Origin of the sequence: Halobellus rarus (assembly GCF_024494595.1) — an archaeon.
Taxonomy (GTDB): Archaea; Halobacteriota; Halobacteria; order Halobacteriales; family Haloferacaceae; genus Haloquadratum; species Haloquadratum rarum.
In genome coordinates, this window is record NZ_JANHDI010000004.1 from 24,943 (window position 1) to 38,876 (window position 13,934).

Consider the following 13,934-nt stretch of genomic DNA (forward strand, 5'->3'; position numbering starts at 1 on the left):
AGACGTGGATCCCGGACATTTATGCGATATTACCCCCGATTCACCGGTATGGACGTAATCCACAGCGCGATTTGGGTCTCGGACATCGACCAGACGCTCGACTTCTACGTCGGTGAGTTGGGACTGGAGAAGACCAACGACTTCGTCGGCGGCGACGACGCCCGGAACGTCTACGTGCGCGGCGAGAGCGAGACGGAGATTCAGTTCAAACACAAGGCCGACCACGACCTCGGCGAGCCTTCTACCCAACGGTTCGATCACTTAGCTCTCGAAGTCGACGACACAGACGCCCTAGCCGAGCGACTCACCGAAGAGACCGAGAGCGAACTCCTCCGCGGCCCCCTCGACTCGACCGGCGCGAGCGCGCGGATCGCCTTCGTCACCGACCCCGACGGCCACGTGATCGAACTGATCGAGCCGCGCGAGGACCTCTGAATCGTAGCAGGCGGCCGGTAATCGAGTCGGAAAATCGGGGCGAAAACCGCGAACGGCGCGAACCGAATTCTGCGATCGGAACCGACCGATCAGTCGTCGTCGGAAGCGGCTTCCGCGGCCGGACCAGCGTCCCGTTCCTCTGCGAGGCGGGACGCGACGTCGGTGATCAGGTCCTCCTGGCCGCCGACGACCTCCATCTCGCCGAGTTCCACCAGGATCTCCCGGGGGTCGATACCGTACTTCTTCCCCGCGCGACGGGTGTGTCGGAGGAACGACGAGTAGACGCCAGCGTAGCCCAGCATCAGCGAGTCGTTGTCGAGTTTCGGCATCTCGTCCTCGTCGATCATCGGAACCAGGACGTCCTCGGCGGCGTCCATCACGCCGAAGAAGTCGGGGTTGATGTCGTAGCCGGCCTTCTCTAAGACGCCGACCAGGACCTCGATCTGTGCGTTGCCCGACCCGGCACCGAGGCCGCGGAGGCAGCCGTCGGTGGTCACCGCGCCCTCTTCGAGCGCCGCGAGCGTGTTGCCGATGCCGAGCCCGAGGTTGTTGTGTGCGTGGAAGCCGACGTCGATGGAGAGTTCGTCGACGAGCAGGCTGATGCGGTCGCGAACGTCGTTGGGTAGGAGCGCGCCCGCGGAATCCATCAGGTAGACGGCGTCCGCGCCGTACTCCTCCATCAGTTTCGCTTCCTTGAGGATCCGCTCCGGTTCGGCCATATGCGAGAGCATCAGCAGGCCGTTGGCCTCCAGTCCCCGGTCTTTGACGTACTCGAAGTGGTCCTCGGAGACGTCGGCCTCGGTGACGTGCGTCGCGATCCGACAGATGTCCGCCCCGTGGTCGACGGCCGTGTCCAGTTCTTCGACCGTGCCGATGCCCGGGAGCAGGAGCACCGAGAGCTCGGTGTCGGTGAGTTCGGGCACGACCGCGTCGAGGTACTCCTCGGTGTCGGCCGCGGCGAAGCCGTAGTTGATCGAGGAGCCGCCCATCCCGTCGCCGTGGGAGACCTCGACGACGTCCATCTCCGCGGCGTCGAGCGCGGCCGCGACCTCGGCCATCTCCTCGGGCGTGAACTGGTGGTCGACGGCGTGCATCCCGTCTCGGAGCGTCATATCGACCAGCCGGACGTCCGCGTCAGTCATCGCTGACACCCCCGATGGCGTCGGCGTCGACTGCGTGCTGTGCCACCCGTTCGGCCGCTCCGAGTGCTGCGCTTGTCATGATGTCTAGGTTGCCCGCGTAGGGGGGAAGGTGCTGGCCCTCGCCCTCGACTTCGAGCATCGTGGTGAGGATGATCTTGTCTTCGAGGTCGAAGGCGACGTCGTCCTGATCCTTCACCGTCGGTTCCAGCGTGACGTCGTAGCCGGGGACGTACTCCCGGACCGCCGATTCGATCCGGGAGACGGAGTCTTTGACCTCGTCGACGTCCGTGTCCTCGTGGACCATCGTGTAGACGGTGTTCCGCATCATAATCGGCGGCTCCGCCGGGTTCAGCGTGATGATCGCTTTCCCCTCGTCGGCGCCGCCGACCTCTTCGAGGCCGGCCGCGGTCGTCTGCGTGAACTTATCGATGTTCTGTCTGGTTCCCGGGCCGGCGCTCTTCGAGGCGATGTGCGAGAGCATCTCCGCGTATTCGACGTCCGAAACGCGGTCGACCGCGTGGACGAGCGGGATCGTCGCCTGCCCGCCGCAGGTGACTATGTTGATGTTCTCGTGACCGCTCGCGACGACGTCGTCGACGTTGACGACCGGGACGGTGTAGGGGCCGATCGCCGCCGGCGTGAGGTCGACGGCGAACAGACCGAGTTCCTCGTAGACCGGCGCGTGCTGCTCGTGGATACCCGCGCTGGTGGCCTCGAAGACCACGTCGAACTCGTCGGCGTACTCTTTGACGCTGTCGATGCCGTCGGTGCCGACGCCGACGCCCTCGTCGACGGCCGCCTGGAGCCCCTCGCTCTCCTCGACCGGGAAGATGCCGATCATCCGCTGGAGATCGATCTCCTCTCCGCGGTCGAGTATCTTGTACATCAGGTCGGTTCCGATGTTACCCGGACCGACGATCGCCGCATCTAACGACATACGCTCAGGTACGAATCTATCGTACTAATAACTTCGCTTGGCACCGAGCGGCACTGGAGAGCGTTTCACCGACAGATAGTGCCGAAAGGCTCGAAAACGGCGTCCAACCGAAGTGCCGACAGATCGGGGTAGTCCCGGGGGATGCTGACAGATCCGGGTAGTCGATCCGGGAAGCCTGTCAGCGCCCGCGCTTAGAACGGGTACTCACGCGGCTCCCGCTGGACCGACGTCCACTTGGTCTCGGTGAACTCGTCGATGATCCACTTACCGTTGTAGCGGCCGAGTCCGGAATCCTTGACGCCCCCGAACGGGACGTGCGGTTCGACGTTGACCGGCTGGTCGTTGACGTGGATCATTCCGACGTGGATCCGGTCGGCGACGTCGCGTGCGCGTCCGCGGTCGACCGAGTGAACGGAACCCGCGAGGCCGTACTCGGTCGCGTTCGCGAGTTCGACCGCCTCGTCGTCGTCGCCGAACGGGATGATCGGCGCGACGGGGCCGAAGTGCTCGTTGCACGCGGCGGCCATATCGTTCGTGACGTCTCTGATGACGGTCGGCTCGACGAACAGGCCGTCGGCGTCGCCGCCGGTGAGGAGCGTACCGCCCTCCTCGACCGTCCGGTCGATGTAATCCAGCATCTCGTCGCGCTGGGACTCGTTGATGATCGGTCCGATCACGACGTCGTCGTCGGTGGGATCGCCGATCTTCAGCTCCGAGGCGCGCTCGGCCAGCCGCTCGGCGTACTCGTCGTAGAGGGACTCGTGAACGAGGTGACGGTTGATCGAGATGCAGACCTGTCCCTGGTTCCAGAAGGAACCGAAGACCCCGGCGTCGACGGCCTGATCCAGATCGGCGTCTTCGAGGACGACGTGGGGGTTGTTGCCGCCGAGTTCCAGAGCCGGGAACGCGAAGTGTTGGATGGCGTTCTCGCCGACGAGCCGGCCCGCGCCGGTCGATCCCGTGAACGCGACGACGTCGCAGTCGGGGTGCGCCGCCGTGCGGTCGCCCGCGACGGAGCCGCGTCCGGGAACGACGTTGAGCACGCCGTCGGGGAGCCCGGCCTTCTCGAAGAGGCGCGCGAGCAGCAGGCCGCCGGAGATTGTCGACTCCTGGGCGGGCTTGAGCACGACGCTGTTACCCAGCGCGATGGCGGGCGCGACCGCGCGGATCGAGAGCTTCATCGGGACGTTCCACGGCGAGATCACGCCGACGACGCCGACGGGGTCGCGCTGGATGATGTTCTCCTTGCCGGGGATCTTCGACTGGTTGTGGCCGCCCGAGGAGCGGAACGCGAAGGACGCGGCGTCGTGAACGAAGGTGACCGTTCCGCCGTGTTCGATGTCCTGTCGCGGCTTTGCGGCCCCCGTCTCGACGGCGAGGATCTCCCGAATCTCGTCCTCGTACTCGTCGATCAGATCGGCCGTCCGACGGACGACTGCGGCGCGCTCGTCGGGGGTCGTCTCCTCCCACTCCGTCTGTGCGCGGGTCGCTGCCTCGAACGCGCGATCGACGTCCTCGACGGTCGCCGCCGGCACCTCCGTGATCGATTCCTGGGTCGTCGGGTTCCGGATGTCGATCCGATCTCGGCCGTCGGGCGCCTCCCACTCGCCGTCGATGTAGAGTCCGCCCCAGGGCGCATCGATCGATATCCGTTGGTCGCGTTCGGCTTCTTGCATACGCTCGATGCAACGAGCGCCACGAGTAAAATGATGTCGACCCCGGAACCCAGCTCTCATTATATTCTGAACGATGTCGAGTAACTAAATACAGTTACCTAACGGTATCCTCTCGTGATCAGAAATCTGCCTGTCGAAAGTATAATGAGTGCACCGGCGAAGGGGTAGAGTGTATGCCACTCAGCCAGGACGAGGTCGACCGCCTCGCGACGAAACTCTACGAGGCCTACGACGAGAAGGAGCCGATCGAACCGCTGACCGACGACGTCGAATTCTCCACGGAGGACGCCTATCGTATCCAGTTCGAGGTGTTCGACCGCCTCAGCGAGGGTGGGCGCGAGGACGTCGTCGGCCACAAACTCGGCCTCGTGAGTGAGGCGAAACAGGAGCAACTCGGCATTCCGGAACCCATCTTCGGCTACGTCGCCCACGAGACGGTACTGGAGAACGAGCCGATTCCGACCGACGAGATGATCGCTCCCCGGATCGAGGCCGAAATAGGCTTTATCCTCGACGAGGACCTCACGGCACCGGTCTCGACGATGGACGTCCTCACGGCGACGCGAGCGGTGGTCCCGGTCGTCGAGATCCTCGAGAGCCGCTATCAGGGCTGGGCGATCCCCTCCGCACAGGACGTCATCGCAGACCTGACTTCCGCCGGCAAGGTCATCGTCGGCGAGCAGTACCGCGACGTGACGGACGTCGACCTGAAGATGGAGAGCGTCGCCGTCTCGGTGAACGGCGAGGTCGAAGCCACCGGCATCGGCGGCGACATCATGGGCAACCCCGCGCGCCCCGTCGCGTGGCTCGCGGACCGACTGGCCGACGTCGACGACGGTCTCCGCGAGGGCGAACTCGTGATGAGCGGCGGCATCTCCGCCGCCATCGACATCGAACCCGGCGACGTCTACACCGTCGAGTTCGCGAACCTCGGCTCGATGGAGATCCGCGCCGAGTAACGAAGCGGACCGGAGTTCTGTATCTGAAAATATCTGCTCTGCCGAACCAACTCGACGCGAGGAGGTCTAACTCGCCCAAACCGCTCTCGGTCCGCCGAAACAGATAACATATGTACGCCTGTTTTCTGTAGGAGCGCGACGTCTACAGGTGGCGCCAGACTGACGACGGCGTTTTGCCCGTGAAAACGGAATTCGTGAAACTGGGGGGTCTACGAGATGAGGTCGTAGAGATTGTCTGCGAAGATGCTCTCACGGGTGCCGTCGTCGACGTCCATCCGGTCGACGGCGTCGATGGTGTACTCGACCGTTTGACGACCCCGCTCGGGGCTGAACGGGTAGTCGGTCCCGAAGACCACGTTCCCGGCGTCGAAGAAGGACTCGGCGCATTCGAGCGCCGGCGTCGACCCCGAGACGGCCGTGTCCGCGTTGAACTTCTTGAAGTACTCCTCGGCGGGTTTCGAGAGTTCGGCGGCGTGCTCGTGGTATCCCTGGTAGTTCTCTGGGTAGGCCATCCGCTGCTGGTAGAACATCTCGATCCGGCGGCCGTAGAACGGGACCATCCCGCCGCCGTGGTGTGAGACGATCTGGAGGTCGGGGTACTCCTCCATCACGCCGCCGAAGACCAGCCGCGACAGGGCGAGTGTCGTGTCGAACGGCCACCCGAAGAGCCGGTGTTCCATGTACTCGGAGGCCCAGTCGTACCACTCCCAGAGCTGGGGATGCATCCACAGCGGCGTGCCGGTCGCCTCCGCGCGCTCGAAGAGCGGCCAGAAGCGATCGTCGTCGAGGGGTCTCCCGTCGACGTTCGAGAAGATCTGGACGCCGGCCATATCGAGGTCGTCGACGCAGCGGTCGAACTCCGCGAGGAACTCCTCGCTCACCTTCGGAATCGTTCCGACGGGAATGAAATCGTCCGGGTGTTCGTCGGCGAGCCGTCGGATCTCGTCGTTGGCCAACCGGGTGATGTCCAGCGCGAGGTCGTGGTCCATCCCCTGGAACATCGTCGGCAGCGCGAGCGTGATGACCTGCTTGTCGACCCCGTAATCGGCCATGTCCTGCTTCCGCTGGTCGTGATCCCAGAGGAACTCCGGACGTCCCGAGAGGCCCTGGAAGCCGAACTTGTCCGTGAGGTCCTCGAAGAACCGTTCCGTCAGTACGTGCGTGTAGCCGTCGACGATTTCCGGCATATATGAGTTGTACGCGCGAACGAGGTGATAATTGTTCTCACTGCGTTTCGTCCTCACCGACTTCGCGGTCGCGCTTCACTGCCTGGCGTACTTGATATCCAAGGCGAGTTCGTGGGCGGTGCTTTCCACTTCCGCGGTGATGTCGTCGTCGAAGCCGGCGTTGCCGAGTCGCTTCGTGGGCGCGGAGATACTGATAGCTCCGAGGACGTCCCCGCCGAGTTTGACCGGCGCGCCGATACAGGTGAGTCCCTCGGTTCGTTCCTCGTTATCGGTCGCGTACCCCCGTTCGCGGATCGTCTCTAACTCCTCGAACAGTTCCTCGCGGTCGGTGATCGTGTTCTCGGTCGCCTCCGGTAATCCCCACTCCTCGACGATGGACTCGACTCGGTCGCGGGAGAGCGAAGCGAGGATGGCTTTTCCGATGCCGATATTGTGCAGTCTGAGTCGGTATCCCACGTGCGTGTCGAGGTGAACGGCGTAGTTCCCGCGGGACTGGTACAGATAGACCGCCCGCCCGCCCTCCTCGGTCGCGAGGTTCGCGAGCATTCCCGTGTCGCTCGCCAACTGGTCGATCTTCGAGCGACCGTACTGGTACAGCGGCGATCGACTTCGAACGTGTCCCCCGAGCGAGAGGAACTTCAGGCTGAGGGCGTACTCGTCGCCATCTTTCTTGACGTACCCGTGTTCCCGAAGGGTGCTGAGATGGTTGTGGATCCCGCTTTTGCTCATATCCAGGCGATCTTCGAGTTCGCTGAGTCGAAACCCGTCGTCGGTGTCGAGCGTCTCGATCAGCCTCAGTGTTTTTTCGCTCGTGCGGACGGGATGGTTCGCCTTTTTCCCCATATCTACTCGATACGCGCGGGGGACACATACATTTTCGGTGTGAAAACACATCTCTCGCGGGAGAGGGTGAAATTAACAACCACAATCATAGTAAAATTCATTTTTAACTGAATAGAACCATAGGTGGCGCAAGAACACCATAATTCGGCGCTCATAAACTGTTTTCAGAACCACAATATTTTATTACAATTATAGTGAAGTTGTTATTCCTCGCCGTGTCGCTAGCTACATCGGGATCGCTATCGAATCACCAACCGCCCGAACGACGTTGGCCGCAATACAGTAGTTCTTAAATTCCCCCCGACTGAATGCCTCGCTATGTCCGACCCCAACCCATTTGAGAGCCTTCAAGAGCAGATCGACGACGCTGCGGCCTATCTCGATATCGACGAGGACGTTCTCACTCGGCTGAAACACCCGGAGCGCGTTCTCGAAGTGAATCTCACGGTCGAACTCGACGATGGATCGCTCCGTCGATTCAAGGGGTTCCGTTCACAGTTCAACGGCGATAGAGGGCCGTATAAGGGCGGGATCCGGTATCATCCGGACGTCTCTCGGGACGAGGTCAAAGCGCTTTCAGGATGGATGGCGTACAAGTGTGGGATCGTCGGGATCCCGTTCGGGGGTGGCAAGGGCGGTATCGTCGTCGACCCCGACGACTACTCGGATTCGGAAATCGAACGGCTGACGCGGGCGTTCGCGACGGAACTTCGCCCGCTGGTCGGCCCAGATCGTGACATTCCCGCCCCCGACGTGAACACGGGCCAGCGGGAGATGAACTGGTTCAAAGACACCTACGAGACGCTCGAGCGGACGACAGCGCCGGGCGTGATCACCGGCAAGGCGATCAGTTCCGGCGGGAGCGCGGGTCGCGTCGAGGCCACCGGTCGTTCGACGATGCTCGCTGCCCGTGAGGCGTTCGAATACCTCGATAGAGACGTCTCGGACGCCACCGTCGCAGTCCAGGGATACGGAAACGCGGGATCGATCGCCGCGAGGTTGATCGAGGATCTCGGCGCGACCGTCGTCGCCGTCTCCGATTCGTCCGGGGGAATATACGACTCTGACGGACTGGACGCACGCGCGGTGAAGTCGTTCAAGAACGAGACCGGGACGGTCACCGGCTACGACGACGCCGAGGAGCTGACGAACGACGAGCTGCTCGCGCTCGACGTCGACCTCCTCGTCCCGGCGGCGCTGGAGAACGCCATCGACGGCGATCTGGCCGAGGACGTCTCCGCGGACGTGATCGTCGAGGCGGCCAACGGGCCGCTGACCCCCCGCGCCGACGACGTCCTCACCGAGCGCGACGTCCACGTCGTGCCGGACATCCTCGCGAATGCCGGCGGCGTCACCGTTTCGTACTTCGAGTGGGTCCAGAACCGCCAGCGCTTCTCCTGGACCGAGGCGCGCGTGAACGACGAACTCGAAGCGGTGATCACTGACGCCTTCGACGACCTCGTCGCCGCGTACGAGACTAACGACCTCCCGAACTTCCGGACGGCGGCGTACGTCGTCGCGACTCGCCGGGTCGTCGACTCCTACCTCGAAGGCGGCAACTGGCCGTAGTTTCCGGCGCGGTCCGGGATCTGCCGACCGTGGCGGAGCACACTCGCCTCCGACCCGAGCGATTCAAGTCGGTTCCGGGCGGGATTGCATACAATGCGTCAGGACCACCTCATCTCCGCGACACAACTGTCGCGACCCGACATCGAGGCGGTGCTCGACCGCGCGGCGGAGATCGACGCCGACCCGAGCGCCTTACAGGGGCGACACGACGGCGCGATCCTCGGCCTCTGCTTCTTCGAGCCGAGCACCCGGACGCGGATGAGTTTCGACACCGCGATGAAACGACTGGGCGGCCGCACGATCGATATGGGATCGGTCGAGTCGTCGTCGGTGAAGAAGGGCGAAACGCTGGCCGACACGATGCGCGTCCTGGAGGGGTACGCGGACGCGCTCGTCCTCAGACACCCCTCCGAGGGCTCGGCGAAGATGGCCACGGAGTTCGTCGACGTCCCGCTAGTCAACGCGGGCGACGGCGCGGGCCAACACCCCACGCAGACCCTGCTCGACCTCTACACGATGCGACAGAACGCCGGGCTCGACGACGTCACCGTCGGGATCATGGGCGATCTCAAGTACGGCCGGACGGTGCACTCGCTCGCCGCCGCGTTGACGAACTTCGATACCCGCCAACACTTCATCAGCCCGGAGAGTCTCCGCCTCCCACGGGGCGTCCGCTACGACCTCCACGAATCGGGGGCACAGGTGCGAGAGCACACCGCACTGGAGGAGGTGCTCTCGGAACTGGACATCCTGTACGTCACCCGTATCCAGCGGGAACGCTTCCCCGACGAGAACGAGTACCTGAAAGTCGCGGGGGAGTACCAAATCAGCGCCGAAGACCTCGAGGCGGCCAAGGATTCGCTGACCGTCATGCACCCGCTTCCCCGGGTCGACGAGATCGCACCGGACGTCGATCAGACCGAACACGCGACGTACTTCGAGCAGGCCCACAACGGCGTCCCCGTCCGGATGGCGCTTCTCGATATGCTGCTGTCGACGGAGGGAGATCGATGAGCGACACCGATCGCGAACTCCGCGTCTCGAAGATCCGAAACGGCACCGTCATCGATCACCTCGCCGCCGGACAGGCGCTGAACGTCCTCGCGCTCCTCGGAATCGACGGGTCCGGGGGCGAGAGCGTCTCCGTCGGGATGAACGTCCCCTCGGACAAACTCGCGAAGAAGGACATCGTGAAGGTCGAGGACAGGGAGTTGAGCCAGTCGGAGGTCGACGTGCTCGCGGTGATCGCCCCGGAGGCGACGATCAACATCGTCCGGGAGTACGACGTCGTCGAGAAGAAGCGGATCGACCGTCCCGAGTCGGTCGACGGCGTCCTCTCGTGTCCGAACCGGAACTGCATCACCAACGACGACGAACCGATTCGGACGCGCTTTGCCGTCCTCGACGACGCGCTCCGCTGCGATTACTGCGGCGAGATCGTCCGCGAGGAAGAGGTCGCAACGCACCTGGACGTCGCCTGAGCCGCTGCGACGGACCTTTTTATCGCAGGTTCGGACGGCGGGAGAGCCGGTGACGGCGACACTCTCCGGGCGTCGATCGGTTTCCGCCCCGCCGTGGCGCGGTCTCTCGGGAGGGAAACCACTTTGTACCGAGGGGGTATAGACACTGGTATGTCCGGAAAATCGAAGTTCATCCTGGTACTGGCCCTCATCGCACTCGTCTACTTCGTCGTCTCCGGCGGCGAGGACCCCGTCGAGGTCGAAGTCGACGACGAGTAACGCCCGATCGACTGCGTTATCGAGGCCTCGCTATCTGAGGCCTTTCCCTTCCAACACACACGACGGCGAGCAGTGGCCACGCCGTGCGGCGTTGACGTCCGGATACGCCGCGAACCACGCTCGACGGACCGTACGCTCGTGGCCCTCGAACTCCGACATACGCTCGGACCTTGCTATTCGAGCGTGGAGAACGCTTCAGTCGCCACCCTGCGTTTAGCAGGTTCGCCCGGTCGCTTCGAACCGTGCCGACGGACTCATACCGCTCGGCCCGAAACGGCGTCTATGTACGGTGTCGTCACGCGGAACGCCGAAGAGGTCGAATGGAGCGAGTTCGACGTCGGCTTCTACGAGGTCAAGGACGTGACAGGGCGGGCCGCACAGCCGCTTCCGAACGCGGTGAATATGATCTCGTGTTTCGGCGACAACGCGGCGGTCGACGCCGACCGAGACCTCGTCGCGGTCGACGGCGACGGCACGCCGGCGACCCGCGAGCAGCCCTACTTCGACTGGTCGCACGTTTGTCCGACCAACGAACAGTATCGCGCGGGGCTCCTCGAAATCGTCGCAGACTGCGCGGCCGAAAACGGCGACGTCAGACTGGACGACGTCGGGTTTCCACGGGAGGGATACTGTCGGTGTGATCGCTGTGAACGGCGTTTCGCGGGGAGCGACCACGAAGACCGTCTCGACTGGCGCGCCAGCGAGATCACCGGCTTCGTCGCCGACGCGGCCGAGCGGATTCCGGGACGGACCTACCTGACGCTGTATCCGGATCCGTACCCGGGACACCTCTTCGGCCGCGAGGGGATCGACGTCGAGGCGCTCGCCGAATACGTGGACGAGTTCGTCGTCCCGCTGTACGACACCGCCTACGCGACGACCTACTGGCTCGAGACGATCGCCAAGGGGTTCGAGAGCCTGCTCGACCCGTACGGGATACCCTTCTCGATCGAACTGTACGCCGTCGACGTCGATCTCGATGCGCTCGTCGGAGCGACGGAGGTCGTGGAGACGTACGCGGAGGACGTGTACTTCGGGTACGACGCCTCCAACGCGGCCGCGGCGATCCGCCGCAAGGGGGCGGACGAGCGATCGGGCGTCACCCACCGACCGGACAGCGGATCCGAGTGAGAGAGCGGAACGAGAGCACCGAGTAGCGCCCGTCAGATTGCACCGGCGAGGAAGGCGACGACCACGATTCCGACGACGAATACGAGCACCGCAAACACGAACAACCCGGCGAGGAGTCGGCGTTGCTCCGGGGTCGGCTCGGCCATATCCGGGCGTATGGACCAGTCTCGTAAATACTCGCCGGCAGGGCGTCCGGTCGGTCCTCGGGGGGACCGAAACGTCGTCGCTACGACCGCTCACGCAGAGCGGAGAATGTGTCGCCCGCGAGTCCCGGACCCGCCGGAACGCGTACGCGACCACCCTCCACCGGGGCCGGATCGAGCGCGAGGTCGTCAGCGAGCATCGACCCAGTCGCGAGGCCGCAGGAGAGTCGCTCCGGGAGCGCAGCGGCGACGTGTACCGCACCGACGCGTGCGACGACGGCGTCGATCGTGGTCGTGACGACGGCGTCGACGCCACGCTCCGAGGCCTGATACGCCACGTCGAGCGTCCGGATCGGACCACCGAGCGCCATCGGTTTGCAGACGAGGACGTCGGCGGCGTCGGACGCGAGGATCCGCGCGGGACCGACCGTCGCAAGCGACTCGTCGAGCGCGACGCCGACGCCGCGACCTCGGAGCTCCGCGTGGCCCTCGACATCGTCGGCGTCGAGCGGCTGTTCCACGTACGAGAAGTCGAGCTCGGCGGCGACATCGAGCATTCGCGTCGCAGTCTCTACGTCCCACGCACCGTTGGCGTCCGCGCGGAGTTCGACGCCGTCGCCGGCGGCCTCGCGGACCGCTCGGAGTCGGGCCGCGTCGACGTCCGGATCGCGCGCGCCGACCTTCACTTTCAGCGCACTGAACCCCCCGTCGACGGCCTCGCACGTCGCCTCGACGGTCGCATCCACGGATCCGTCGCCGACGGTGGCGTTGACCGGGACTGTCTCGGCGATCGCCCCGTCCGAGAGAAATGCCGCTAGCGATTTCCCGGCGACACGCGCCTCCGCGTCCGCGACGGCGAGTTCGACGCCGTGCCGGGCGGCCGGACGACGGGATCTGCCGGTCTCGTCGGTCTCGGCGAGCATCGATTCGGGATCCTGCGTCGCCGCGAGCGTCGCCTCACATTCCTCGTGGGACTCGGTCCAGCCGGGGAGGGGCGTCGACTCGCCGAGGCCGATCACGCCGTCGCGGTCGACCCGAACGAGAAAGCCATCTCGTCGTCTGATGGACCCGGCGGCAGTCGACAGCGGCGACCGGAGGGCGAGAGAGAACGATTCGGAGTCCATTACAGCGGGAGCGTCGCGAACGAGAGGCCGACGGCGAACAGGACGGCGTAGCCTGCGAGGAGCCGCCCGGTCCGTTCCAGCGTCGGGTTGAGGATCCGACCGTCGGTCTCTCCGAGGATCGTCCGCGTGATGCTGGCGGCGTAGGGGAGGGTGAGGTACGGGAGCGCGACGGCGACCGTGAACCCCGGCTGTCTCAGGAACCACAGCGGCACGGCGTAGGCCACGAGCAGCATCGCGAGGAACTCCGCGCGGGCGAACCCGTAGCCGAACCGGACCGCGAGCGTCCGCTTGCCGGTGGTGGCGTCTTCCTCCTTGTCGCGGACGTTGTTGACGACGAGGATGTCAGTCGACAGCGCCGCGATGGGGAGCGCCGCGACGACGACCGCGAGCGGGAGCGTCTCGGGTGGAACCCCGAGCGGGAACGGGTCCGCGAGGACCGCAGCGGCCTGGACGTAGTACGTTCCGGTGACGGCGACGAGACCGAAGAACACGAAGACGAACAGGTCCCCCAGGCCGTGGTAGCCGAGCGGGTACGGGCCGCCGGTGTAGGCGATCCCGGAGGCGACAGAGAGGAGCCCGATCACGAGGATCGGCGCGCCGCCGACGTAGACTAGGTACGTTCCGAGGAGAATCGACGCGGCGAAGGTGAGATACATCGCGCGCCTGACCGTCTCGGGGTCTATGAGACCGCCCGCCGTGACGCGGGTGAAGCCTTCGCGTGCCTCCGTGTCGGCTCCCTTCACGTGATCGTAGTAGTCGTTGGCGAAGTTGGTGCCGATCTGGATGAGCCCGGCACCGACGAGGGCCGCCAGGGCCGGAAAAACGGCGAAGACGCCGTCGTGGACGGCGATTCCGGTTCCGACGACCACCGGCGAAGCGGCCGCCGGCAGCGTCTGGGGGCGGGCGGCCATCACCCACGCCTCGCGTTTCGTGACGTCCTGCGTGCTCATTGGTGCTACCTCAGAACGGCGACGGCGTCAAAGTTCGGTTTGGTGGTTCAATCGGAGATCGATGCCCTCGGCGGCATCTCGTTTTTGTGGATCGGACGA

Annotated in this window: 13 protein-coding genes; 6 read left to right on the plus strand and 7 right to left on the minus strand. The window is 64.7% G+C overall.

The window, feature by feature from the left end; all coding sequences use genetic code 11:
• The first annotated feature begins 48 nt into the window (after positions 1–48).
• Positions 49–435: a VOC family protein gene (locus tag NO876_RS05255; protein ID WP_256420634.1), complete on the plus strand. Its 387-nt coding sequence runs from the start codon at positions 49–51 to the stop codon at positions 433–435.
• A gap of 89 nt (positions 436–524) precedes the next feature.
• Here NO876_RS05255 and dmpG read toward each other — a convergent pair whose 3' ends face one another.
• The 3 genes from dmpG to NO876_RS05270 form a co-directional block, all read right to left on the minus strand.
• On the minus strand, positions 525–1,577 hold the full coding sequence (gene dmpG / locus NO876_RS05260) for a 4-hydroxy-2-oxovalerate aldolase (RefSeq protein WP_256420635.1): 1,053 nt from the start codon (positions 1,575–1,577) through the stop codon (positions 525–527).
• Positions 1,570–2,514, minus strand: a complete 945-nt coding sequence (locus NO876_RS05265) for an acetaldehyde dehydrogenase (acetylating) (protein ID WP_256420636.1) — start codon at positions 2,512–2,514, stop codon at positions 1,570–1,572. Before NO876_RS05265 ends, dmpG begins: the two co-directional genes overlap by 8 nt.
• Positions 2,515–2,705: 191 nt before the next feature.
• Positions 2,706–4,190 carry an aldehyde dehydrogenase family protein gene (locus tag NO876_RS05270; RefSeq protein WP_256420637.1) on the minus strand — a complete coding sequence of 495 codons (1,485 nt, stop codon included), beginning with the start codon at positions 4,188–4,190 and terminating at the stop codon, positions 2,706–2,708.
• 173 nt (positions 4,191–4,363) lie between these two features.
• Here NO876_RS05270 and NO876_RS05275 point away from each other — a divergent pair, with 173 nt between their 5' ends.
• Positions 4,364–5,149 (plus strand): 2-keto-4-pentenoate hydratase, encoded by a 786-nt coding sequence (locus tag NO876_RS05275; protein ID WP_256420638.1) that lies wholly within the window; start codon positions 4,364–4,366, stop codon positions 5,147–5,149.
• 209 nt (positions 5,150–5,358) lie between these two features.
• Here the strand turns inward: NO876_RS05275 and NO876_RS05280 are convergent, their stop codons facing one another.
• Positions 5,359–6,336 (minus strand): amidohydrolase family protein, encoded by a 978-nt coding sequence (locus NO876_RS05280; protein WP_256420639.1) that lies wholly within the window; start codon positions 6,334–6,336, stop codon positions 5,359–5,361.
• 75 nt (positions 6,337–6,411) lie between these two features.
• On the minus strand, positions 6,412–7,179 hold the full coding sequence (locus NO876_RS05285; RefSeq protein ID WP_256420640.1) for an IclR family transcriptional regulator: 768 nt from the start codon (positions 7,177–7,179) through the stop codon (positions 6,412–6,414).
• Between the two features lie 318 nt (positions 7,180–7,497).
• Here NO876_RS05285 and NO876_RS05290 point away from each other — a divergent pair, with 318 nt between their 5' ends.
• From NO876_RS05290 to NO876_RS05305, 4 genes are all read left to right on the plus strand, one after another.
• The gene (locus NO876_RS05290; RefSeq protein ID WP_256420641.1) at positions 7,498–8,748 is read left to right on the plus strand and encodes a Glu/Leu/Phe/Val family dehydrogenase; all 1,251 of its coding nucleotides are present in this window, start codon (positions 7,498–7,500) and stop codon (positions 8,746–8,748) included.
• A gap of 93 nt (positions 8,749–8,841) precedes the next feature.
• Complete coding sequence (gene pyrB / locus NO876_RS05295; protein ID WP_256420642.1) at positions 8,842–9,762, plus strand: aspartate carbamoyltransferase; 921 nt, start codon at positions 8,842–8,844, stop codon at positions 9,760–9,762.
• A complete protein-coding gene (pyrI, locus tag NO876_RS05300) occupies positions 9,759–10,229 on the plus strand; it encodes an aspartate carbamoyltransferase regulatory subunit (RefSeq protein WP_256420643.1) in 471 nt (156 codons plus the stop codon). Before pyrB ends, pyrI begins: the two co-directional genes overlap by 4 nt.
• Positions 10,230–10,769: 540 nt before the next feature.
• The gene (locus NO876_RS05305; RefSeq protein ID WP_256420644.1) at positions 10,770–11,618 is read left to right on the plus strand and encodes an alkaline phosphatase family protein; all 849 of its coding nucleotides are present in this window, start codon (positions 10,770–10,772) and stop codon (positions 11,616–11,618) included.
• A 226-nt stretch (positions 11,619–11,844) separates the two neighbouring features.
• On the opposite strand, the gene NO876_RS05310 is transcribed toward NO876_RS05305, so the two are convergent.
• Together NO876_RS05310 and NO876_RS05315 are read right to left on the minus strand one after the other, a co-directional pair.
• Positions 11,845–12,885: a mandelate racemase/muconate lactonizing enzyme family protein gene (locus NO876_RS05310; protein ID WP_256420645.1), complete on the minus strand. Its 1,041-nt coding sequence runs from the start codon at positions 12,883–12,885 to the stop codon at positions 11,845–11,847.
• Positions 12,885–13,835: a 1,4-dihydroxy-2-naphthoate polyprenyltransferase gene (locus NO876_RS05315; protein ID WP_256420646.1), complete on the minus strand. Its 951-nt coding sequence runs from the start codon at positions 13,833–13,835 to the stop codon at positions 12,885–12,887. The genes NO876_RS05310 and NO876_RS05315 overlap by 1 nt, the downstream gene beginning before the upstream one ends.
• Between the last annotated feature and the right edge of the window lie 99 nt (positions 13,836–13,934).

Bases quoted from the DNA above. Each gene is read 5' to 3' on its own strand.
- NO876_RS05255 (WP_256420634.1), top strand. From the start codon at position 49: ATGGACGTAATCCACAGCGCGATTTGGGTCTCGGACATCGACCAGACG.
- dmpG (WP_256420635.1), bottom strand. From the start codon at position 1,577: ATGACTGACGCGGACGTCCGGCTGGTCGATATGACGCTCCGAGACGGG.
- NO876_RS05265 (WP_256420636.1), bottom strand. From the start codon at position 2,514: ATGTCGTTAGATGCGGCGATCGTCGGTCCGGGTAACATCGGAACCGAC.
- NO876_RS05270 (WP_256420637.1), bottom strand. From the start codon at position 4,190: ATGCAAGAAGCCGAACGCGACCAACGGATATCGATCGATGCGCCCTGG.
- NO876_RS05275 (WP_256420638.1), top strand. From the start codon at position 4,364: ATGCCACTCAGCCAGGACGAGGTCGACCGCCTCGCGACGAAACTCTAC.
- NO876_RS05280 (WP_256420639.1), bottom strand. From the start codon at position 6,336: ATGCCGGAAATCGTCGACGGCTACACGCACGTACTGACGGAACGGTTC.
- NO876_RS05285 (WP_256420640.1), bottom strand. From the start codon at position 7,179: ATGGGGAAAAAGGCGAACCATCCCGTCCGCACGAGCGAAAAAACACTG.
- NO876_RS05290 (WP_256420641.1), top strand. From the start codon at position 7,498: ATGTCCGACCCCAACCCATTTGAGAGCCTTCAAGAGCAGATCGACGAC.
- pyrB (WP_256420642.1), top strand. From the start codon at position 8,842: ATGCGTCAGGACCACCTCATCTCCGCGACACAACTGTCGCGACCCGAC.
- pyrI (WP_256420643.1), top strand. From the start codon at position 9,759: ATGAGCGACACCGATCGCGAACTCCGCGTCTCGAAGATCCGAAACGGC.
- NO876_RS05305 (WP_256420644.1), top strand. From the start codon at position 10,770: ATGTACGGTGTCGTCACGCGGAACGCCGAAGAGGTCGAATGGAGCGAG.
- NO876_RS05310 (WP_256420645.1), bottom strand. From the start codon at position 12,885: ATGGACTCCGAATCGTTCTCTCTCGCCCTCCGGTCGCCGCTGTCGACT.
- NO876_RS05315 (WP_256420646.1), bottom strand. From the start codon at position 13,835: ATGAGCACGCAGGACGTCACGAAACGCGAGGCGTGGGTGATGGCCGCC.